This window comes from Nocardiopsis suaedae (genome assembly GCF_027706745.1).
GTDB classification, from domain to species: domain Bacteria; phylum Actinomycetota; class Actinomycetes; order Streptosporangiales; family Streptosporangiaceae; genus Nocardiopsis_A; species Nocardiopsis_A suaedae.
In genome coordinates, this window is sequence record NZ_JAQFWP010000007.1 from 73,500 (window position 1) to 93,782 (window position 20,283).

20 protein-coding genes and 1 pseudogene are annotated in these 20,283 nt (G+C 75.4%); 15 read left to right on the forward strand and 6 right to left on the reverse strand.

The genetic code is table 11. The features are described 5' to 3' along the window. The first annotated feature begins 137 nt into the window (after positions 1 to 137). Both O4U47_RS05720 and O4U47_RS05725 read left to right on the forward strand, forming a co-directional pair. A complete protein-coding gene (locus O4U47_RS05720; RefSeq protein WP_270676489.1) occupies positions 138 to 1,991 on the forward strand; it encodes a nitroreductase/quinone reductase family protein in 1,854 nt (617 codons plus the stop codon). Positions 1,992 to 2,046: 55 nt separating this feature from the next. Further along, the gene (locus O4U47_RS05725) at positions 2,047 to 3,111 is read left to right on the forward strand and encodes a pirin family protein (protein WP_270676490.1); all 1,065 of its coding nucleotides are present in this window, start codon (positions 2,047 to 2,049) and stop codon (positions 3,109 to 3,111) included. Between the two features lie 88 nt (positions 3,112 to 3,199). Here O4U47_RS05725 and O4U47_RS05730 read toward each other — a convergent pair whose 3' ends face one another. Further along, on the reverse strand, positions 3,200 to 4,108 hold the full coding sequence (locus O4U47_RS05730) for a TetR/AcrR family transcriptional regulator (RefSeq protein ID WP_270676491.1): 909 nt from the start codon (positions 4,106 to 4,108) through the stop codon (positions 3,200 to 3,202). A gap of 125 nt (positions 4,109 to 4,233) precedes the next feature. Between O4U47_RS05730 and ribA the strand changes: the two genes are divergently transcribed. From ribA to O4U47_RS05770, 8 genes and pseudogenes are all read left to right on the forward strand, one after another. Then, entirely contained in the window at positions 4,234 to 4,890 is a 657-nt protein-coding gene (gene ribA / locus O4U47_RS05735; RefSeq protein ID WP_270676492.1) for a GTP cyclohydrolase II, read from the forward strand. Beyond that, the gene (locus tag O4U47_RS05740; RefSeq protein ID WP_270676493.1) at positions 4,883 to 5,692 is read left to right on the forward strand and encodes an inositol monophosphatase family protein; all 810 of its coding nucleotides are present in this window, start codon (positions 4,883 to 4,885) and stop codon (positions 5,690 to 5,692) included. Before ribA ends, O4U47_RS05740 begins: the two co-directional genes overlap by 8 nt. Further along, the gene (locus O4U47_RS05745) at positions 5,679 to 6,452 is read left to right on the forward strand and encodes a CDP-alcohol phosphatidyltransferase family protein (RefSeq protein WP_270676494.1); all 774 of its coding nucleotides are present in this window, start codon (positions 5,679 to 5,681) and stop codon (positions 6,450 to 6,452) included. Before O4U47_RS05740 ends, O4U47_RS05745 begins: the two co-directional genes overlap by 14 nt. 4 nt (positions 6,453 to 6,456) lie before the next feature. Continuing rightward, positions 6,457 to 7,431, forward strand: a complete 975-nt coding sequence (locus O4U47_RS05750; protein ID WP_270676495.1) for a zinc-dependent alcohol dehydrogenase — start codon at positions 6,457 to 6,459, stop codon at positions 7,429 to 7,431. Positions 7,432 to 7,441: 10 nt separating this feature from the next. After that, on the forward strand, positions 7,442 to 7,840 hold the full coding sequence (locus tag O4U47_RS05755) for a 6-pyruvoyl trahydropterin synthase family protein (RefSeq protein WP_270676496.1): 399 nt from the start codon (positions 7,442 to 7,444) through the stop codon (positions 7,838 to 7,840). Positions 7,841 to 7,845: 5 nt separating this feature from the next. Continuing rightward, the gene (locus O4U47_RS05760; RefSeq protein WP_270676558.1) at positions 7,846 to 8,955 is read left to right on the forward strand and encodes a glycosyltransferase family 4 protein; all 1,110 of its coding nucleotides are present in this window, start codon (positions 7,846 to 7,848) and stop codon (positions 8,953 to 8,955) included. Beyond that, positions 8,952 to 9,830 carry a class I SAM-dependent methyltransferase gene (locus tag O4U47_RS05765; protein ID WP_270676497.1) on the forward strand — a complete coding sequence of 293 codons (879 nt, stop codon included), beginning with the start codon at positions 8,952 to 8,954 and terminating at the stop codon, positions 9,828 to 9,830. The genes O4U47_RS05760 and O4U47_RS05765 overlap by 4 nt, the downstream gene beginning before the upstream one ends. A 230-nt stretch (positions 9,831 to 10,060) precedes the next feature. Further along, positions 10,061 to 10,942, forward strand: a pseudogene (locus O4U47_RS05770) (lysylphosphatidylglycerol synthase domain-containing protein); the annotation flags it as partial. A 107-nt stretch (positions 10,943 to 11,049) separates the two neighbouring features. Here O4U47_RS05770 and O4U47_RS05775 read toward each other — a convergent pair. Then, positions 11,050 to 11,766 (reverse strand): creatininase family protein, encoded by a 717-nt coding sequence (locus O4U47_RS05775; protein WP_270676498.1) that lies wholly within the window; start codon positions 11,764 to 11,766, stop codon positions 11,050 to 11,052. Between the two features lie 191 nt (positions 11,767 to 11,957). Between O4U47_RS05775 and O4U47_RS05780 the strand changes: the two genes are divergently transcribed. Beyond that, positions 11,958 to 12,671 carry a hypothetical protein gene (locus O4U47_RS05780; RefSeq protein ID WP_270676499.1) on the forward strand — a complete coding sequence of 238 codons (714 nt, stop codon included), beginning with the start codon at positions 11,958 to 11,960 and terminating at the stop codon, positions 12,669 to 12,671. Between the two features lie 137 nt (positions 12,672 to 12,808). Next, positions 12,809 to 13,552, forward strand: coding sequence for a PIG-L deacetylase family protein (locus O4U47_RS05785; RefSeq protein WP_270676500.1), 744 nt, complete (start codon positions 12,809 to 12,811; stop codon positions 13,550 to 13,552). A 149-nt stretch (positions 13,553 to 13,701) separates the two neighbouring features. Here the strand turns inward: O4U47_RS05785 and O4U47_RS05790 are convergent, their stop codons facing one another. Further along, positions 13,702 to 14,877, reverse strand: a complete 1,176-nt coding sequence (locus O4U47_RS05790; RefSeq protein ID WP_270676501.1) for a 4-hydroxybenzoate 3-monooxygenase — start codon at positions 14,875 to 14,877, stop codon at positions 13,702 to 13,704. A gap of 112 nt (positions 14,878 to 14,989) precedes the next feature. Between O4U47_RS05790 and O4U47_RS05795 the strand changes: the two genes are divergently transcribed. Continuing rightward, a complete protein-coding gene (locus tag O4U47_RS05795; protein WP_270676502.1) occupies positions 14,990 to 15,853 on the forward strand; it encodes an IclR family transcriptional regulator in 864 nt (287 codons plus the stop codon). 112 nt (positions 15,854 to 15,965) lie between these two features. Here the strand turns inward: O4U47_RS05795 and O4U47_RS05800 are convergent, their stop codons facing one another. Next, the gene (locus O4U47_RS05800; RefSeq protein ID WP_270676503.1) at positions 15,966 to 17,219 is read right to left on the reverse strand and encodes an AI-2E family transporter; all 1,254 of its coding nucleotides are present in this window, start codon (positions 17,217 to 17,219) and stop codon (positions 15,966 to 15,968) included. Positions 17,220 to 17,682: 463 nt separating this feature from the next. Here O4U47_RS05800 and O4U47_RS05805 point away from each other — a divergent pair, with 463 nt between their 5' ends. Together O4U47_RS05805 and O4U47_RS05810 are read left to right on the forward strand one after the other, a co-directional pair. After that, the gene (locus tag O4U47_RS05805; RefSeq protein WP_270676504.1) at positions 17,683 to 18,039 is read left to right on the forward strand and encodes a peptidase inhibitor family I36 protein; all 357 of its coding nucleotides are present in this window, start codon (positions 17,683 to 17,685) and stop codon (positions 18,037 to 18,039) included. Between the two features lie 67 nt (positions 18,040 to 18,106). Beyond that, positions 18,107 to 18,964: a hypothetical protein gene (locus tag O4U47_RS05810; protein ID WP_270676505.1), complete on the forward strand. Its 858-nt coding sequence runs from the start codon at positions 18,107 to 18,109 to the stop codon at positions 18,962 to 18,964. Here O4U47_RS05810 and O4U47_RS05815 read toward each other — a convergent pair. Together O4U47_RS05815 and O4U47_RS05820 are read right to left on the reverse strand one after the other, a co-directional pair. Beyond that, entirely contained in the window at positions 18,874 to 19,317 is a 444-nt protein-coding gene (locus tag O4U47_RS05815) for an FAD binding domain-containing protein (protein WP_270676506.1), read from the reverse strand. The two genes, O4U47_RS05810 and O4U47_RS05815, sit on opposite strands and share 91 nt — an antisense overlap. Before the next feature lie 144 nt (positions 19,318 to 19,461). Beyond that, complete coding sequence (locus O4U47_RS05820; RefSeq protein WP_270676507.1) at positions 19,462 to 20,265, reverse strand: class I SAM-dependent methyltransferase; 804 nt, start codon at positions 20,263 to 20,265, stop codon at positions 19,462 to 19,464. Positions 20,266 to 20,283: the final 18 nt, after the last annotated feature.

The following is a 20,283-nucleotide window of genomic DNA, read 5'->3' on the forward strand; positions in this document are numbered from 1 at the left end:
TCCGCGCCCGTCGGCCTTTTCCCTGCCCGGCGCGTGAGCAGGCGCCCCCTTCTCCGCCGCATCGGCGGCGACCCGTGATTCGACGAGGTCTCCGCGTGCCCATGCGCCCGTGATGCCCGCCATCCGTTCCCACGCGTGTGCGGAGACACCCCTGTCCGTTTCCGTGCGCACCCCGTGACCGGGCGTGCGCCGGCCATCCGTGCATTCAAGGAGATGCCGCCATTACCACCGACTCGACCACCGACGTCAACCAGCAGGTCATCGACGAGTACCGTGCCACCCGGGGGCGCCTGTCCGGGCCGTTCGCCAAGGCCCGCCTGCTGCTGTTGACCACCACCGGCGCCCGCACCGGGCTCCCGCGCACCACCCCGCTGGGCTACCTCAACGACGAGGGCGGCCGGGTCTTCGTCATCGCGTCGGCCGGGGGATCCCCGCGCCACCCGGCCTGGTACCGCAACCTGCTCGCCCACCCCCGCGTCACCGTGGAGAACGGCCCCTTCACCTTCACCGCCGACGCCGAAGTGCTCGAAGGCCAGGAGCGCGACCGCGTCTTCGCCCGCGCCGTCGAGGCCGACCGGGGCTGGGGCGCCTACCAGGAGCAATCGGGCCGCACCCTGCCCGTGGTGGCGCTGAACCCCGTCGACGGAGGCCCGACGGGCGCCCCGGACGCCGGGGACTTCCTGGTGGCGGTGCACGACGCCTTCCGCCGGGAACTGGAACTGGTCCGCGACGAGGTCGCCGCCACCGGCACGGCCGCGCTCGGGGCCCAGCTCCGCATCAACTGCCTGATGCTGTGCCAGGGGCTGCAGCACCACCACTCCCAGGAGGACGAAGGCGTCTTCCCCGCGGTGGCGGCCGCGCGGCCGGACCTGGCGCCGGTCGTCGAGCGCCTGAGCGCCGAGCACGCCCGCGTCGCCGAACTGCTGGCGGCCCTGCGCGAACGCGTCTCCGGCGGCGGCACCGACACCGCGGCCGTGCTGGCCGACGTCGACCGCCTCACCGCCGACCTCCTCGCCCACCTGGACTACGAGGAACGGGAGCTCGTGCCGCTGCTCAACGCCGGGATCGAGGGGCCCGCAGGAGAGGGGGAACGCCCGCGCCCGCGCACCGAGCGCGTGCGCGCCACCGACCGGGAGCGCGAGGAGGTGCGGGCGCTGATGACCGGCGGGGCCCTGTCCGGCGCGGCCCTGCCCGAGTCGGCCCGCACCGCTGCGCTGCTGCAGGACACCGGCGGCGTCCCGTGCGACTGGGTCGACGCCGACGGGGCCGGGCTCGGCGCCGGGGCGGTCCTCTACGCGCACGGCGGGGGGTTCGAGTTCGAGCACCCCGATGCCGAGCGCGTCATCGCCCACCGGCTCTCCCTCGCCGCGGGGCGCCCCGCCCTGCGTGCGGGCTACCGGCTGGCGCCCGCGCACCCCTTCCCCGCGGCGGTGGAGGACGTGGCGGCGGTCTACCGCTCCCTGGTCGCCCAGGGGGTGCCGCCCGGGCGCATCGTCCTGGCCGGCGAGTCCGCCGGGGGCACGCTGGTCCTCTCGACGCTCCTGGTGCTCAAGGAGGCGGGCGACCCCCTGCCCGCGGGGGCGGTGGCCGTCTCGCCGCTCACCGACTTCGCGGCCGAGGGCGGCTCCCGGGTGCGCAACGAGGGCCGGGACCTGGTCCCCGCGGGGCTGATGGACCACATCGGCCCCGGGTACCTGAACGGCGCCCCGGCCGACGCGGCGCCGCAGTCCCCGCTGTACGGTGACCTGGCCGGGCTCCCGCCGCTGCTGCTGGCGGCGGGGGAGGACGAGCTGCTGCTCGACGACTCCGTGCGGTTCGCCGAGGCCGCCGCCGAGCAGGGCGTTCGGGTGGCGCTCGACCTCTACGAGGGCATGCCGCACGTGCCGCACATGCCCGTGCTCGCCGACGAGCCCCGCCTCAAGACGGCCGAGGCCTTCCTCGACCGCCTCGCCGCATGGGTGCGCGGACTGGAGGGCGGCCAGGGCGGCTGACCCCCGCCCCGCGTGGAGCCTGGGCGGCGGCCCGGGCCCGGTTTACGGTGGTGCGGTGAGCAATGTCGAGACCCGCCCCTCCGAGCAGACCGTGTGCGCCCCGGGCACCGCGCCCGGGGCGCCGGGCCCCGCCCAGGCGCCGGCGCCTCCGGCCGCCGAGCCCGACATCGAGCTCCTGGCGCCGCGCGAGGTGCCCCTCGGCGGGCCGCGCGCCATGCCGGTGCAGCGGAGCCTGCCCAACCGCGAGCGCCGTATGGTCGGCGCGTGGTGCTTCGCCGACTTCTATGGGCCCTCCGACGTCGCCGACGGGCCCGGCATGCAGGTCCCTCCCCACCCCCACACCGGCCTGCAGACGGTGAGCTGGCTCGTCGAAGGGGAGGTGGCCCACAAGGACAGCCTGGGTAGCGATGCCGCCGTGCGTCCCGGGGAGCTCAACCTCATGACCGCCGGGCGCGGCATCGCCCACTCCGAGCGCTCGCCGGGCGACCGGCCCTCGATCCTGCACGGCGTGCAGCTGTGGGTGGCCCAGCCCGAGGCCGACCGTGACGGACCCGCCGCGTTCGAGCACCACGCCGACCTGCCCGACCTGCAGGGCGCCGCGGGCACCGTGCGCCTGATCGCCGGGGAGATGGCGGGGGAGACCTCACCGGCGCGGTTCTTCTCGCCCCTGCTGGGGGCCGAGGCGGTGCTGGTGGGGGACGGCCCGCTGCGCCTGCCCCTGGAGCCGGAGTTCGAGCACGCCGTGCTGTGCCTCATCGGCCCGGTGGGCGCCGACGGGTGCGACGTCCCGGTGGGCTCGATGCTCTACCTGGGGCGGGGGCGCCGGGAGCTGGCCCTGAACGGGCACCGGGGGTCGCGCGCGCTGGTGATCGGAGGGACCCCTTTCGAAGAGGACCTGGTGATGTTCTGGAACTTCGTGGGGCGCAGCCATGAGGAGATCGTGGCCGCGCGCGAGGCCTGGGAAGAGGAACGGGCCGTACCGCGCGCGGATCGGCCGGATTCGGGACCGCTCGGCTCGGAGCGCTTCGGAGGGGTTCCCGGGGACCCCGCGGACCCCCTGCCCGCGCCCGCCCTGCCCAACGCGCACCTACGCCCCCGGTCCCGGTACAAGCGCAGGTGAGGGCCTAGGGCGTGTTTCTTGGATCATTTTCGGCTCGCGACTACCAGAACGACGCTCGCTGATCGGAAAAGCCTCCAATAGACACACCCTAGCCGTCCCCGGCGTCCTCTGGGCCCCCGGCGTCACCGGGGTCGGCGCTCCGGAACAGGCCGCCTTCGGCCAGCACGCGCCGCACCTCCTCGATGCGGGCGTCGTCGAAGGCGGCCCCGGGGTCGGGCTCCAGGAAGGCGGTGGCGACCGAGGCGAGCGCGAGCGCGGGCAGCGACCACTCGGTCGCGCCGGGGACCCCGAGCGCGTCGGTGCGCACCGTCTGCTCGGACAGCACGGGCGTGGTGGGCGCCATGACCACCATGCCGCGCACGGTCGCCCCCGCGATCGCGGCCAGCGCCTCGAAGCCCGCCCCCAGCCCGGGGCGCAGGCGCAGCCCGAGCAGCGCGGCGCACTGTTCGTAGAAGGCGGCGAGCCGGGAGGCGAACCGGCGCTCGGAATCGGCCAGGGCCCCCCGCACCCGCTCGCGGAAGTCGCTCTCGGGCAGGCTCAGGAACGTGGCGTGCAGGGCCAGGTAGGTGCGCCACTCGGGCGAGTTCAAGAACGTCTCCAGCTCGCGGGGCGCGCCCCGGCGCAGCACCTCGGCGGCCACCCCCACGCGCTGGGAGGGCACGCGGAGCCGGTCGAGGTGCTCCAGGACCGTCCGCTCGACGCCGCGCACCGCTTCGGGGTTGGTCCCCCCGACGGCCGGGCTCGCCCCGCGCGCCAGCTCCAGCAGCAGGTCGCTGAAGAACAGGTCCTTGTAGGGCCAGCGGCGGTAGACCGCGCTGCGGGAGACGCCCGCGTCGCGGATGACGTCCTCGAAGCTGATGTGGTCCAGGCCCACGGTCAGGCCGGCCCCGTTGACCTGGTCGACGGCGGCCCGGAGCATGCGCTGCTCGGTCTCGGTGTCGGACAGGCGGCGGCGCCGCCGCGTCGGTCCCGCGTCCTTCCGGGGGTGCCCGCTCATGGATCCGTCCTTGGGATACGATGTCTCAAATTCCGAATATCAGGTTCATTCTATTGTGCGACGCGCGTGAACGCGCGGGGTCCGGACCGCCGATCGGCGGTCCCCCCGCCGGCGAGGGGAGAAGGATGCCTGACCACGACACCGCCTCCGGCGGTGACCAGCCCCTGGAGACCGCCGAGTCGGAACTGGCCACCCGCCGCGGCCCCTTCCGGGCCGTGGCCTTCCGCGACCCGCAGGAGGGCGGCGAGCACCTGGCGCTGGTGCGCGGCCCCCTCTCCGGCGGCGGGCCCGTGCTGGCCCGCGTCCACTCCGAGTGCCTGACCGGGGACGTCTTCGGCGCCACCCGGTGCGAGTGCGGCGAGCAGCTCGACGCCGCCCTGGAGGCGATCGCGGCCGAAGGGCGCGGGGTGCTGGTCTACATGCGCGGGCACGAGGGCCGCGGCATCGGCCTGCTCGCCAAGGTGCGCACCCACATCCTCCAGGACGAGCAGGGCCTGGACACCGTCGACTCGGCCACCTCCCTGGGGTTCCCGGTCGACGTGCGCGACTACCGCCCGGCCGCGCGCATCCTGCGGCACCTGGGAGTGGGGGCGGTGCGCCTGATGTCCAACAACCCCGACAAGGTGGCGGCCCTGGAGGCCCACGGCGTCCCGGTGGCCGCCCGCGTGCCGCTGCTGGCGCCCGCGCACAGCGGCAACATCGCCTACCTGACCGCCAAGCGCGACCGCCTCGGCCACGACCTTCCGCAGGTCGACGGCGCGGCCGGGGGCCGCCGTGGGTGAGCCGGACCCCCGGGGCGCCGACCTGCTCCCGGTCGCGCGCGAGGCGGCGGCCCTGGCCCGGCGGATCATCGCCGAGCGGGCCCCGCGATCGGTCGCCTCCAAGGGCGACCGCGACATGGTGACCGACGTCGACCTGGCCGTGGAGGAGGCGCTGCGGGACTTCCTGGGCCGGGAGACGCCCCAGCTGGGCGTGCTCGGCGAGGAGGGCGGGCGCACCGGCGCCGGGGACGCGCCCTACTGGGTGGTCGACCCCGTCGACGGCACCGCCAACCTGGCCCGCGGCATCCCGCTGTGCGGGGTGACCGTCGCGCTGGTGCGGGGCCGCACGGCCGTCGCGGCCGCGATCGACTTCCCCTTCCTGGGCACCGCGTACGCGGCGGCGGCAGGGGTAGGGGCCTACTGCGGGGACGAGCGGCTGCGCGTCGCGGGAACCGCCGAGGAGGCCGCGGCCCTGGTGTCGGTCGGCGACTTCGCGGTGGGTCCGGGCGCCCAGGCCAAGAACCGCGTGCGCCTGGACCTGCTGGGGCGGCTGGGCGCCCGGGTGCAGCGCATCCGGATGCTCGGCACCGCCGCGGCCGACCTGGCCTGGACCGCCCACGGGCGGCTCGACGCGGCGCTCATCCTGGCCAACCGGCCCTGGGACACCGCCGCCGGGGTGCTCCTGGTGCGCGAGGCGGGAGGGGCCGTCCTCGACCGGGACGGCTCCGAGCACACGGTGGACTCCGAGGCGACCATCGCCGTGGCCCCCGGGGTCCGCGAAGCGTTGATGGCGGAGGTGGAGCGCGCATATGGGAATCTGTGAGATCCCCGCCTACGCGCGGCCCGCCGCGCCGCCCACGGGGCCGTGGTGCGGGACGGCGCTGGGCGCCCTCGCCCTGCCGGTGCTGATGTCGCTCATGGCCGCGACCGTCGGCCTGGGCGCCGCGGGCTGGGCGGCAGGGGCCGTCTACGCGCTCGTGCTGTGGGTGCTGCTCGCGCGCGGGCTGCGGCGCGACGGCGCGGCGACGATGCGCCCGGCCGACCGCGTCACCCTGGCGCGCGCGGTGCTGGTGGGCGGGGCCGCCGCACTGGTGGCCGACGCGGCCTTCGGGCGGCCGGGGCACACGTGGACGCTGGTCGCGATGTCCGCGGTGGCGCTGGCCATGGACGGGCTCGACGGGCCGGTGGCCCGGCGCACGGGCACGGCCTCGCGGCTGGGGGCCCGCTTCGACATGGAGGTCGATGCCTTCCTGATCCTGGTGCTCAGCGTGCACGCCGCGTTCCTCCTCGGGCCGTGGACGCTGGCGATCGGCGGGGCGCGCTACGCCTTCGCCGGTGCCGCGCGCGTGGCCCCGTGGTTGGGCGGGGACCTTCCGCCCAGCACCGCGCGCAAGGCGGTGGCCGTCGTGCAGGCGGTGGCGCTGATCGTGGCCGTCAGCGGTGTCCTGCCCCACGGGTTCGCGGTCGCAGTGGCGGCGGGGGCTCTGGCACTGCTGGCGTGGTCCTTCGGCAGGGACGCACTGTGGCTGTGGCGCGCGCGGGAACGGCGGCGCGTGCGGGAACGGACACCGAACGGAGGATGAGTACGTGCAGCGCACAGCGCGCGCCTATTGGGTGACCGCCCCCGGGCGCGGGGAGATCCGCCCCGCCGCCCTCCCCGAGCCGGGCGACGGCGACGTCGTCGTCCGCACCCTCTACACCGGCGTCAGCCGGGGCACCGAGTCCCTCGTGTTCGGCGGCCGCGTCCCCGAGAGCCTCAGGCAGGACATGCGGGCGCCCCACCAGGAGGGCGAGTTCCCCGGCCCGGTCAAATACGGCTACCTCAACAGCGGCGTCGTCGAGCAGGGGCCGCCCGGCCTCGTCGGACGCGAGGTGTTCTGCCTCTACCCGCACCAGACCCGGTACGTCGTGCCTGCGGACGCCGTCGTCCCCCTGCCGACGGAGGTGCCCGCCCGGCGGGCCGTGCTCGCCGGGGCGGTCGAGACCGCCGTCAACGCCCTGTGGGACGCGGCCCCCCGGGTCGGGGACCGCGTCTGCGTCGTCGGGGCGGGGATGGTGGGCTGCTGCGTGGCGCGGCTGCTGTCCGCCCTGCCCGGGGTGCGGCTGCGGCTCGTGGACACCGACCCCGGCCGGGAGCGGGCCGCCGAGCGGCTGGGCGTCCCCTTCGCCGCGCCCGGCGCCGCCCAGGACGGGTGCGACCTGGTGTTCCACACCAGCGCCTCAGAAGAGGGGCTGGCCCTGTCCCTGGGGCTGCTCGGCACCGAAGGCGAGGTGATCGAGCTGAGCTGGTACGGCGACCGGCAGGTGCGCCTCCCGCTGGGGGAGGCGTTCCACCCCCGGAGGCTGGCGGTGCGCTGTAGCCAGGTGGGGCGGGTGTCCCCGGCGCGCAGCGCGCGCAGGACGCTGCGCGACCGCCTGGCCCTCGCGGTGGGCCTGCTCGCCGACCCCGCCTACGACGCGCTCATCACCGGCGAGAGCCCGTTCGAGGAGCTGCCCGAGGTCATGCCGGGCCTGGCCGACGGCCGGATCCCCGCCCTGTGCCACACCATCGCCTACGCCTGAGGAGGCCCCCGTGTTCCACGTCACCGTCCGCGACCACTTCATGGCCGCCCACAGCTTCCGCGGCGACGTCTTCGGCCCCGCCCAGGCCCTGCACGGCGCCACGTTCGTCGTCGACGCCTCCTTCCGCCGCCCCGAGTTGGACGAGGACGGCGTCGTCGTCGACATCGGCCTGGCGAGCGCGCGCCTCGGCGAGGTCCTGGCCGACCTGAACTACCGCAACCTCGACGGGCACCCGGAGTTCAAGGGCGCCAACACCACGACGGAGTACCTGGCCAAGGCCATCGCCGACCGGCTCGCCGAGCGCATCCGGGCCGGGGGGATGGGGGAGGGGGCGCGCGGCCTCACCGGGCTCCAGGTCACCCTGCACGAGTCCCACGTGGCGTGGGCGGGCTACGAGCGGGCGCTGTGAGTGCCGTGAGCGCCGTGGGCGGCACGGTCTTCGTCGTCCCCGCGGCCGCCGCCGACCCGGCGGCGCCCAGCGGGGGGAACGTCTACGACCGGCGCATCCTGGAGGAGCTGGCGCGCACCGGGGTGCCCGTGCGCGGGGTCCCGGTGGACGGCGCGTGGCCGCTCCCGGACGCGTCCGGGAGCGGCCGGCTGGCGGCCGCCCTCGCCGACCTGCCGGACGGTGCGCCGGTACTGGTGGACGGCCTGGTGGCGTGCGGGGTCCCCGAGGTCGTCGTCCCGGCCGCGGCCCGGCTGCGGCTGGCCGTGCTCGTGCACCTCCCCCTGGCCGACGAGACGGGGACGCCGCCCGGGCGCGCCTCGGTGCTCGAACGCGGCGAGGGGGCGGTGCTGCGCGCGGTGGACCTGGTGGTGGCCACCAGCGGCCACGCGGCGCGGGACCTCGCCCGGCGCCACGGGCTCGACCCGGAGCGGGTGTGCACCGTGGAGCCGGGCACCGCTCCCGCCCCCGCGGCACCCGGGAGTGACGGTGCCTCGCGGCTGCTGTGCGTGGCCTCGGTGACCCCGCGCAAGGGGCACGACGTGCTCGTCGAGGCGCTCGCCGCGAACCGCGCACGCCGGTGGGTGTGCGTGTGCGCCGGACCCGAACCCGCGGGCTCCGCCTTCCCGCGGCAGGTGCGGCGGCGGATCGGCGAGCACGGCCTCACCGGCCGGGTCCGCTTCACCGGCCCTCTGGAGCCGCCCGCCCTCGACCGCGCCTACGCCGAGGCCGACCTCGTCCTCCAGCCCTCGCGCGCGGAGACGTTCGGCATGGCGGTGGCCGAAGCGCTTGCGCGGGGCATCCCCGTCGTGGTCGGCGCGGCGGGCGCGCTCCCGGCGACGGTCGGGCGATCGTCGGACGGCACGGTGCCCGGCCTGCTCGTCCCGCCGGACGACGCGTCCGCGCTCGGGGCGGCGATCGGGCGCTGGCTGGAGGACGAGGCCCTGCGCGACGAGCTGCGCGCCGCAGCGCGCGCGAGGAGAGCTGAACTGCGCACCTGGCAGAGCGCGGCCCGGGACATGGCCGGAGTCCTGGAACGGCTTGCGGCCGCGCGCCGGACACAGGAGGGGGCGCGATGAGCGTTCCGGAGCACTCGGGGTTCGCCCCGTACTGGCTCGCCTTGAGGGAGCCCGCCGATGCCGCCGCGCGCGACCGGGACCTTGCGGCGGAGGCCGCGCGGGAGCTGAGGCGGCCGGACGCCGAAACGCCGCTCGTCATCCGCGACCTGGGCGGAGGCACCGGCTCGATGGCCCGCTGGCTGGCACCGCTGCTGCCCGGACCGCAGCACTGGATCGTCTACGACCACGACCCGGGCCTGTTGGAGCGCGCGCGGGAGCACGGCCCGCGCGCGTCCGCCGACGGGCGGCCGGTGACCGTTGAGACGCGTACCACCGACCTGATGGACCTGCGTGAGGCCGATCTGCGCGGGGCGGGCCTGGTGACCGCCTCGGCGCTGTTGGACCTGTTCACGCGCGAGGAGGTCGAAGGAGTGGTCGCGGCGTGTGTCGGCGCGCGCTGCCCGGCCCTGTTCACCATGTCGGTGAAGGGCAGGGTCACCGTGACCCCGGGAGACCCCCTGGACCGCGAGATCCAGGAGGCCTTCAACGCGCACCAGCGCCGGGAGGGCGGGGGCAGGGCACTGCTGGGGCCGCACGCGGTGGAAGCCGCGGCGGAGGCGTTCACCAGGGCCGGGGCACGGGTCGTGACGCGGCCCAGCCCGTGGCGCCTGGGCGCCGACCGGCGCGCGCTGGCGGCCGAATGGCTGGAGGGGTGGGTGAGGGCGGCCGTAGAGCAGTGCCCGGACCTGGCCACGAGAGCGGAGAGGTACCTGTCCCGCCGCCGGGCCGAGTGCGCCGACGGCGGCCTGTACGTGGAGGTGCAGCATGAGGACGTCCTGGCACTGCCGCCGGGGGAGCGCCATCGTGAGGATGCCGCAGGCCGCGGCCCGGCCTGAAACCGCAACCAGCGGGCGGCCTGGTGGCCCGGCCCCGGTGGCCGGTCGAGGCCGCGAGCGGGGCCCCTGTCCCGCTGTGCCGTCGTGACCTGCATTGATCTGGGGCTGTCGGGGCAGTCCCAGCGAGAGGGGGGCTGAATGTTCGCGAATCGGGGCAACCGGTGTGGGCCCCGGTGGCATCATGATGGCAGCCTGGCCCGCCCCGGGACGGAGGGCCGGACGGGGGCGCGATGGTGACCGGGACGACGGAAGCGGCCGAGGCGGCCGAACCTGAGCCGCGGCGGCGCGCCGGTCCGCGGTCCGCGGTGTGGCCGTGGGCGCGGGCCCTGGCCGCCCTGGCCGTGCTCGGCGTCCTGGCCTGGCGACTGGACCTCGCCGCCGTGGCGGCGGCCCTGGGCTCGGTGGGCCCCGGACCCGCCGCGCAGGCCGTCGCGGCGGCCCTGGCCATCGGCGCCGCCACCACCCTGCTCAGTGCCCGGCGCTGGGTCCTCGTCGCCCGCGCCCTGGGCCTCCCCCTGCGCACCGGCCCCGCCGTCGCCGCCTACTACCGCTCCCTCTTCCTCAACGCCGTCCTGCCCACCGGCGTCCTGGGCGACGTGCACCGCGCCGTCGACCACGGCCGCCGCAGCGGCGCCCTCGGCCCCGGCGTCCGCGCCGTCGTGCTGGAGCGCACCGCAGGGCAGGCGGTCCTCATCACCGTCGGGGCCCTGCTGTTGGCCGCGCTGCCCGCCTGGTGGGGCCTCCTGGCCCCGGAGGCGGCGGCCGTCGCCGCCCTCGCCGCCGCCACGGGCGCCGCCGTCCTGCTCGCCTGGGCGCGCCGCGGCACCGCACTGCCGCGCGTCCGCCGGGCGGTGCGCGACGTGGCCGCCGATGCCCGCGCCACCCTGTTCGCCCGCCGCCTGGGCCCACGCGTCGCCGCGCTCTCGGCCGCCGTCCTGGCCGGTCATGTCGTCCTCTTCCTGGTGGCCGCCCGAACCGCCGGGGCCGCCGCCCCCGCCGCCGACCTGGTCGCCCCGGCCGTGGTGGCCCTGCTCGCCATGGCCGTACCCGCCAACGCCGCCGGATGGGGCCCACGCGAGGCCGCCACGGCCGCCGCGTTCGGCACCGCCGGGCTCGGCGCCGAACTGGGCCTGGCCACCGCCGTCGTCTACGGCCTGCTGGCACTGGCGGCGAGCCTGCCCGGCGCCGTGCTGCTGGCCCTGAGGCGCCGGTCGGGGCCTCAGCCGCCCCGCGCCGACAGCGGCGGCAGCGCACCGAATGAGGAGCACAGGCTGTCCAGCACGGCCGCGCCCTTGCCCGCCGTGGCCAGCGACGGGCGCCCCACCACCCCGGACGCGGTGTAGGCGCGCAGTCCCAGCGTCAGCAGGTGCGGCCGGTCCTCCGCGTCGTGGTCGGCCTCCGCGTACCCCGGCCCCACCAGCTCGGGGTGGGCGTGCAGCAGGATCGACGTCTCGACCTCGCCCGCGTGCATGTCGGCGTCGGCACCGCTCTCCAACCCGGCGGCGCCGCGCGCGGCCGCCCAGTCGGACGGCCCCGGGAACAGCGCCAGCTCTCCGCGGGCCTCCTGCACCGCGTTGCCCAGCGCGTAGTTCCCGCCGTGCCCGTTGACCAGCACCAGACCCGCCGCGCCCGAGCGCCGGACCGACGCGGCCACGTCGCGCACCACCGCCAGCAGGGTGGAGGCCGAGATGCTCACCGTCCCGGGCCAGTCCTCGTGCTCGTGCGAGCAGGACAGCGTCAGCGGCGGGAGCACCTGCACCGGGTACCGCGCGGCGACCTCCCGGGCGATGGTGCAGGCGATGACGGTGTCGGTGGCCGAGGGCAGGTGGGGGCCGTGCTGCTCGAAGCTGCCGACCGGCAGCAGGGCCGTGCGCCCCTGACGGTGCGCGGCGTCGGCGGAGGTGTCCATGGGCAGCAGGTGCCGGTGAGCGTCCATGGTCTCTCGACTACCACAGCGGCCCGCACCGGCGGCACCGGCGGCACCGTCGGCACCGTCCGGGGCGCGGGTCGCCCGGGGCCGTGCGGAGCCCGGGCGGAAGGGCTGTAGTCTGCCGGACGCGTTCGGTGTTCGACCGTCCGAGCGGCGTCCAACGGGCGCTCGGACCCGGGTAGCGAGAAAGGACCGCCGTGCCGTCGCCCACCCCTCCCCGCGGTCGTGCCCCCAGGGCGGTGGGGGCCGGGGCCCTCGCCGCCGCCCTGCCCCTGCTCGCGGGCGGGTGCGCCGCCGTGCTGCCGTCCTCGGTCAGGGGGGCCGTCGGCGGCGAGGAGTTCGCCGAGTACTCCCTCGAAGGGCTCGGGGCGCTCTGCGACACCCCCGAGGGCCGGTACACGCAGGCGAAGGAGGCGGAGTCCGGCCCCCCGCACTCGGTGGCGGTGTTCCTCGACGCGCCCGAGGACGACCGGGCCCCCGACCGGTTCGAGCTGACGGACCTGGAGGGCGAGTCGTCCTCCACCGGCCGGAACACGGTGACCGGCTGGACCCCCGAGGCCGCCGAAGACGTGGAGCTCCTCGCCTGCGTCGAGGGGCAGGGGCCCGGGGAGAGGCTCGGCGAATGCCTCTACCAGGACTCCTCGTACAGCGCGGCCGACCCGTCACAGCGCACCGTGGCGATGTACGCGCAGCGGTTCAGCGTCCACGTGCGGGAGCTCGCCACGGGGGAGCCCGTGTACGAGGACGAGTTCGAGATCAGGCAGGACCCCGGCACCGCCCTGGGCGGGATGTTCGGCGGCGCCTGCCCGACGACTCTGGAGGACGGTGAGCGGACGCCGAGCGAGCTGTACTCGGTCCCCGGCGGGAGCCGCCTGGTGTCGGAGCTGTGGGAGGCGGTCGAGGGCCGTTGACGCGGTCGCGGACCCCGGCCGACGCCGGTCGACGCCCGTTCGGGCGCAGGCGGTGTCCGCATTCGGCCACGGGTCTTCACCCCGCCGAACGGGCGCGGAGCGGGGCCGGGGCGGGCCCTCGCCGTTAGAGTCCCCCTATGGCCGCTCAAGACGCGAACGACACGCCGCTGAAGCCCTTCGACGAGGACTGGACCCGTGCGCTGGCCGTGGTCGCGCACCCGGACGACCTGGAGTTCGGCGCCACGTCCGCCATCGCCAGGTGGGCGCGCCAGGGCAAGCGGATCCGTGAGCTCCTGGTGACCAAGGGGGAGGCGGGGATCGAGACGGTGCCGCCGGAGGAGGCCGGTCCGCTGCGGGTGGAGGAGCAGCGTGCGGCCGGGCGCATCGTGGGCGCCGAGCGCGTGGACTTCCTGGACTTCTCCGACGGCACCCTGGAGTACGGCCTGGACCTGCGCCGCGCGCTGGCGCGCTCCATCCGCGAGCACCGCCCCGAGGTGGTGCTGTCCATCAACTTCCGCGAGCACTTCCCGGGGCAGGGCTCCTACAACCACGCCGACCACCGGGTGCTCGGGCCCGCCCTGCTCGACGCGGTCCGCGACGCCGCCAACACGTGGGTCTTCCCCGAACTGGCCGAGGAGGGCCTCAAGGCCTGGAAGGGCGTGCGGGCGGTGGCGTTCGCCGCCTCGCCCCGGGCGACCCACTACACCCCCTTCGAGGAGGACGACCTGAAGACGGGGATCGCCTCCCTGGACGCCCACGAGGTGTACATGGCGGCGCTGGAGGGCTTCGACCACAAGTCCATGCTGCGCCGGTCCGCCACGGAGGCCGGGGCCCGCAACGGCGTCGGCTTCGCCGTGGAGTTCGAGGTCCTGGACGCCTGAGGGAGGGGCGCCGCCGTCCCGGGGGTGTGGTTCCGGTGGCCTATGCGGCCTGGGGGAGGGAGGAGTCCCCGTCGGGGGGCGAAGCCCGAATCTGTGAAAGAATCATAAAATCGCAGGTCAAAAGCGGGGTTGTGGTGGGCGGGCGGACTTCATCCCTCCAGCGGCCACCCCGTGTACGCCTCGGCGAGGTAGGCCGACCCCGCCGCGCTCCCCGTGACCATGTCCAGCTCGCCGAGCTGGCGCCGGACGTCGAACGGGGACGCGTCCGGGGGAGTGTGCAGCATCGAGGTCATCCACCACGAGAAGTGCTGGGCGCGCCACACCCTCCGCAGTGCCGTCGCGCTGTAGTCGTCCAGACCCGCCGGTGAGCCGGTCGAGAAGAACTCGGCCAGCGCACGCGCCAGCACGGCCACGTCGGCCACCGCCAGGTTGAGCCCCTTGGCGCCGGTGGGCGGCACCACGTGCGCGGCGTCCCCGGCGAGGAACAGGCGCCCGTGCCGCATCGGCTCGCACACGAAGCTGCGCATCGGGATCACGCCCCGCTGGAAGATCGCCCCCTCTCGGAGGGAGAAGCCGTCCCCGGCCACGCGCGCCTGCAGCTCGTCCCAGATCCGCGCATCGCTCCAGGAGTCCGCGTCCTCGTCCGGAGCGCACTGGAAGTACATCCGCTGCACCTCGGGGCTGCGCGTGCTGATCAGTGCGAACCCCCGTTCGGAGTGCGTGTAGACCAGCTCGTCCGAGGACGGCGGCGCCTCGGCGAGGATGCCGAACCACCCGAAGGGGTAGGCGCGGAAGTGCTCGGTCCGCGCCGTTTCGGGGATCGACCGGCGGCTGATCCCGTTCGACCCGTCGCACCCGGCCACCACCGCGCACACCAGCTCCTCCCGCGTCCCGTCGGCGCCGGTGAAGGCGATGACGGGGCGGTCGCCGCCGATCCCGCGCGGCTCCACCTCCGAGCAGCCGAACCGGATGTCGGCCGAGGCGGCCAGACGTGCGGCGATGAGGTCCTTCAGTACTTCGTGCTGCGGGTAGAGCCACACCGACCGGCCGACCAGCCCGGCGAAGTCGATGCGGTGCGGCGCGCCGCCGAACCGGAACTCGACCCCGTCGTGGCGCGCGCCCTGGGCGAGGGCGCGGTCGCCGACCCCGTGCCGCACCAGCAGGTCGACGGTCCCCTGTTCCAGGACTCCGGCCCTGATGGTCCGTTCGATCTCCTCGCGCGTGCGCGTCTCCACGATCACGGACTCGATGCCCTGTTCGGCCAGGAGGAGGGAGAGCACCAGGCCCGCAGGGCCGGCTCCGAGGATTCCCACTCGTGTGTGCATGGGGCCACCCAACTAGGTGTCCTGAGTCACGGGCTAGTCTTGGCTTCCGTTCAGTGGAAGGCCCCGGGGCCCGGCCGGGCCCCGGGAACGGAGGCGTGGAGAGGGGGCGCGGATGGCCGCCGACGCCGAGCGGGAAGGCCGCTCCGTGACGGGCCGCGCGCTGCGGCTGCTGGCCGCCTTCGACGTGGCCCATCCGGCGCTGACGCTGTCGGAGCTGGCGCGCCGGGCGGAGCTGCCCTTGGCGACCGCGCACCGCCTGGCCGGTGAGCTGGAGTCCTGGCGCGCGCTGGAGCGGGGGAGCGACGGCCGCTTCAGGGTGGGCAACCGGTTGTGGGAGATGGGGCTGCTCGCGCCGGTGTCCAGCCGTCTCCGGCAGGTCGCCCTGCCGTACATGCAGGACCTGTACGAGGCCACGAGGGAGAACATCCACTTGGCGGTCCGGGACGGCTTCGACACGCTGTACGTGGAGAAGCTGTGCGGGCACCGGTCGGTGCCGATCGTGTCCAGGGTCGGCGGGCGGCTCCCGCTGCACGCGACCGGCGTCGGCAAGGCGCTCCTGGCGGGCGCGGACCCGGCGGTGCGCGAGGGCTATCTCGGCCGGACCCTGCCGCGCCCCACCGGTTTCACGCTGGTCGAACGCGGGCGGCTGGACCGCGAGTTGCGCGCGGTCGCCAGGCGGGGGTACGCGCTGACGCGGGAGGAGATGACCCTGGGGTCGGTGTCGGTCGCGGTCCCGGTGGCGCAGGTCGGCAGCGGACCGGACACTCAAGGGGCCGCGCGGCGGGACGGGACGGGCGACCCGCCCCCCGAACCCGCGGCCGCCCTGGGCATCGTCGTCCGCAGCCACAGGGCCGACCCGGCGCGCCTCGTCCCGCCCCTCAAGACGGCGGCCCAGGCCATCGCGCGCCGCCTGGAGGAGACCGCCCGCGACCCCGCCCCGGGGCTGGAGCACGAACTGCCGCCCCTGCCCCGCTAGGGGCCCACAGCGGTGTCGTCGGAGGCTGGTTCCCTATCCCTTCCCGGCCGAGGCGCTGCGGACGGGCGATTTCAGCCGGGGGCGGGTCGTGCAGGGCGGGTGAGGGGCGGGGTCAGGAGTCGCCCTCGGCGGTGGCGCCTCGGCCCGTGCCCGCGCCAGTGCCTGTTCCCGTGCCTGTGCCCGAGTCCTTGCCGCCGCCCCCGGGGCCGCCCTCGGCGGGGGAGCTCGCTGCCGCCGCCTTCGCCTTCGCTTTCCCCTTCGACGGTTTCGGCGCGCCGCCCCCGTCTTCCGGGGCGGTGCCCTCCGAGGCCTCGGCCTCGGCCGCCGCGAACGGGCGCTCGCGCAGCAGCGCCGCCACCACCGCCGCCACCGGGGTGGCCAGGAACATCCCGAGGATGCCGCCGATCACGCCGCCGCAGGCGATGGCCACCAGTACCACGGCGCTGGGCAGGTCCAGCGCCTTGCCGTAGACGCGCGGGGCGAAGATGTGGCTCTCGGCCTGTTGGACCAGCAGCACCACCGCCACCACGATCAGCGCGGTCACCAGGCCCTCGGTGACGAAGGCGACCAGCGCCGCCAACAGCCCCGAGATGAAGGCGCCGACGATCGGCAGGAAGGCGCCCAGGAAGGTGAGCAGGATGAGCGGCGCGGCCAGCGCCGGATCGATGAGGAAGAGCAGCGGGACGCCGATGCCGACCGCGTCGATCAGGCCCACGATGGCCACGCCGCGGATGTAGCGGCCCACCACCCCGTAGGCGGCCTCGGCCGAGGCGCGCAGGCCCGGCCGGGAGGCGGACGGCAGCAGCGAGTAGCTCCACTCCATCAGCCGGTCGCCCGAGTGCAGGAAGTACACGGTCAGCACCAGCACCAGCAGCGCCCCCACCAGGACCTCCAGGGCGGCGGTCCCGGCCGACCACACCCCGGTGACGAGCTGCTGGCGGTTCTGCTCGACCATCCGGGTGGCCTCCTGGGAGGCCGAGTCCACCACGTCGTTGAGGAGCAGCGGGTCCAGGCCCAGGGTGTAGGCGTACCGCTGCAGGGTGTCCGGCACCCGCCCGAGGCTCTCGACCAGGTCCTCGGTCCCCGAGACCGCGGGCCGCACGACCAGGGTGACGACGCCGCCGAGCACGACGAGGGCGCCCAGGAAGGCGCCGGTGGTGGCCGGGCCGCGCCCCAGCCCCAGGCGGCGCAGGCGCAGTACCAGCGGCATCAGCATCGAGGTGAGGAAGACGGCGAGCACCACGGGGACGGAGACGACCTTGACGTAGGCCAGCCCCCACAGCAGCAGGACGATGACGGTTCCGATGAGCAGGATCCGCCAGGCGGCGTCGCCGAGCCGGTAGAGCAGGGACGGGTCGTCTTTCACGTGCGGTCCTCGGTTCGCGGCGGTGCCCGGCCGGCGGTGCCCGGCCGGGCCGGGCGGTGCCGGGGCACCTCCCGCCCTCCGGTGATACCCGCACCGGCGCCGGAGGCGTGTCCGCCCGGTCGGCGTGTCGCGTTTTCCCGCGGGGCCGGCGCGGCGCGCACCGAGCCGGGGCCCGGGATTCCCGTCCACGGGCGGTCGGCCTCCTTCCCAGGGAAGGGACTCAGGGCAGGAAGCGGTCGGGGGCGGGGCCCGGAACCGGAACCGGAACCCGAGAGTCCCGGACGCCTCATTCGAATAATAAGCGTGAAAGCAGGGGGAACGCGACTATCGCCGGGTGTGTTCATTCCCGGGACCGAGGGGGCCCTTGTGGTACTCGGAGCCCGTGCATAGCATCAACTCCGCTGTCCGTGGATCGCCGTGGATCGCCACGGGAGCCGTTTTCCTCTCGAAAGGAGAGTATGTCGTGCTGAAAAAGATCGCGATCGTCGCGAGTGTCGGCCTCCTCGGATTCTCCGGAATGGTCGGGACGGCGGCCGCCGCCGACTTCCACGTCTATGAGCACGACGATTTCAACGGCCGCAACCAGGAGTTCAACGGAAGCGACCGCAACCTGGCGAACAATTACTTCGATGGCGGCGGCGCCATGAACGACCACATCAGTTCCATGAAGAACCACGCCGACCACGGAATCTCCATGTACCAGCACGGGGGGAGCAGCTGTGGAGGCATAACCTACTACGCCCGCGCCGATTCCGAGGACCGGGATCTGACCAACAACGACTTCGACAACCGTGCGAGCTGCATCATCTTCCACGGCTGAGAGGCGGTCGAGAGACACCGTGTCGAAACGGTCCGGGAACAGGGGGGCGGGACCCGCGGGCCGGTCCGTGCGCGGATTCGGCGCGGTCCTGGCCCTCCTGGCCGCGGTGGGCTGCGCTGCGGGCTCCGGGGCGGCGGGGGAGGACGGTCCCGTCCCGGTCGCCCCGGAGGTGTACGCCCTGCACGTTCCCTTTGACGAGTACCGGCTCTCCGTGGTGGACCACCAGGAGGTCGCGTACGCACGGGACCTGCTCATGCGCTCGTGCATGCGCGACCTCGGCAGGGAGTGGGAGGTCCTCGAGCCGCCGGTGCGCGACCCCGCGCCGACGGACCGGCGGCGGTACGGCCTGATCGAGCCGCAGGTCGCTGCGCGCTACGGATACCACATGCCGCCGCCCGCGCCGGAGACACGAGAGCGCCTGCGGGTGCACGAAGAGCGTGAGGAGCTGTCCCCCGGGGACGAGCGCGCCGCCTTCGGCGGCGGGGGCGAGGACGGCGGGGGCGGGTGCCAAGAGCGGGCGGAGGACCGGCTGCGCGAGGATGTGCCACCGCCCGCCGAATCGCGCGTCTTCGACTACGAGTCCGAGGCGTTCGAGGCATCGATGGAGGATCCCGCGGTCGAGCGCGTCTTCGGTGCCTGGAGCGCGTGCATGCGGGACGGCGGGTTCGACTACTCCGATCCGATGGAGGTCCTGGGCGATCCCGCGTGGGCGCGGTCGGAGCGCCCGACCGACCACGAGATCGCCGTCGCCGAGGCCGACGTCCGGTGCAAGCGCTCCACCCGCCTGGTCGAAGTGTGGTCCGGGGTCGAGAGCCGCATCCAGCTCGAGGCCGTTCATGCGGAACCCGATGTGTTCGAGGGGTTCGCGCAGGCCAAGAGCGCCGAGCTCGAGGCCGCCCGCGACGTCATCGCTGAATACGGCTGACCTCCCCGGGAGAGAGCGCGGTCTCCCGGCGCGGCGTGCTTCCCGGGGAGGAAGGGGAGGTCGGTGACGGGGATCCGGCGCCGCCCGCCACCACCACGCGCGTCCGGGGCGCACAGCGCCGCCGCGCAGTGCTCGGAGGTCCCCAGGACGGCCAGTAGGGGCAGCAGGTTGCCGCCGGTGGTGGCCAGGTTGCGGAGCCGGCCGGAGGCGCCGGACAGCAGCGCCTTCGACAGCACCGGGTAGCCGTGCCGGACGGCCGGGTCCGCGGCGAGGTCGGAGTCGGGCACGCCCGCGCCGATGTGCAGCCCTTTGCCGGGGAGGGGGACGGTGCCCCCGAGGGGCAAGCGTCGCACGTCCACGAGCAGCTCCGCTCCCTGACGCCGCGCTTCATGTCGTCGACCAGGTTGGTCCCCCGGCCAGGTAGCGGGCTCCCCCACAGCGACTGAAACGTCCGGAGATCGCCTCGGCAGGGGGGAGGGGGCCGGAGAGCCGGGAGGTCAGCGGACGGCGGCCACCAGGTGGTCGTCGCCCGCCTGCCACAGGACCCCGGCGGAGGCGTACCCGGCCTCGCGCAGCAGGTCCAGGTGGTCGGCGGCCGAGAGCAGGTTGCTGCCGTGGTGGTGCTCGGGCGTGCCCGTGGGGGCGTCCTCGGTGGTCTGCGGGGTCGGGCGCTTCTCGGCCCGCAGGGGCGCCAGCCGCTCGTCGGCCAGGGCGGCGTCCCACCACGGGCCCCACTCCTCGCGTTCCCCGGTCTCGGCGCGGCCGGTGCGCCCGCGCCCGACCGCGTCGGCGAGCGCGTTCATGCGCTCATCGGGAAGCGGCATGTGGTCGGCGTTGGCGAACACCCCGCCGGGGGCGGTGCGCCCGGCCAGAGAGCGGTACAGGGCGGCCAGGTCGTCGCGCCCCATCCAGTGCAGCGCCGTGGTGGACACGGCCGCGTGCACCACCGGGGGCAGCGCCCCGGCCCAGGACGGGTCGGCCAGGTCGGCGCGGACCCAGCGCGCGGTGTCCCCGTAGTGCGCCGTGGCCAGGCCCAGCAGCAGGGGGTCGGCGTCGACGCCGATGAACGAGGCGTTCGGGAGCCGGTCGGCGAGCCGCGCGGTCAGCGACCCCGGGCCGCACCCCAGGTCGACGACGACGGGGGCCTCGACGTCGTCCAGGGCGGCGGCGACCGCGTCGGCGTGGACGGCGAAGCGCTCCTCGCGGAAGGGGATGTAGCCCTCCTGCTGGGCGTCCCAGCGCGCGATCCACTCGGCCGCTGCGTCGGCCGGGACGCGGGCGCTCTGGTCGGTTGCGGTCACGGGGTCCTCCATAACCAT

Coding starts and splice junctions, on each gene's coding strand:
- O4U47_RS05795 (WP_270676502.1), top strand. CDS start 14,990: ATGGCCGCCGACGCCGAGCGGGAAGGCCGCTCCGTGACGGGCCGCGCG.
- O4U47_RS05765 (WP_270676497.1), top strand. CDS start 8,952: ATGAGCGTTCCGGAGCACTCGGGGTTCGCCCCGTACTGGCTCGCCTTG.
- O4U47_RS05730 (WP_270676491.1), bottom strand. CDS start 4,108: ATGAGCGGGCACCCCCGGAAGGACGCGGGACCGACGCGGCGGCGCCGC.
- O4U47_RS05785 (WP_270676500.1), top strand. CDS start 12,809: ATGGCCGCTCAAGACGCGAACGACACGCCGCTGAAGCCCTTCGACGAG.
- O4U47_RS05775 (WP_270676498.1), bottom strand. CDS start 11,766: ATGGACGCTCACCGGCACCTGCTGCCCATGGACACCTCCGCCGACGCC.
- ribA (WP_270676492.1), top strand. CDS start 4,234: ATGCCTGACCACGACACCGCCTCCGGCGGTGACCAGCCCCTGGAGACC.
- O4U47_RS05745 (WP_270676494.1), top strand. CDS start 5,679: ATGGGAATCTGTGAGATCCCCGCCTACGCGCGGCCCGCCGCGCCGCCC.
- O4U47_RS05790 (WP_270676501.1), bottom strand. CDS start 14,877: ATGCACACACGAGTGGGAATCCTCGGAGCCGGCCCTGCGGGCCTGGTG.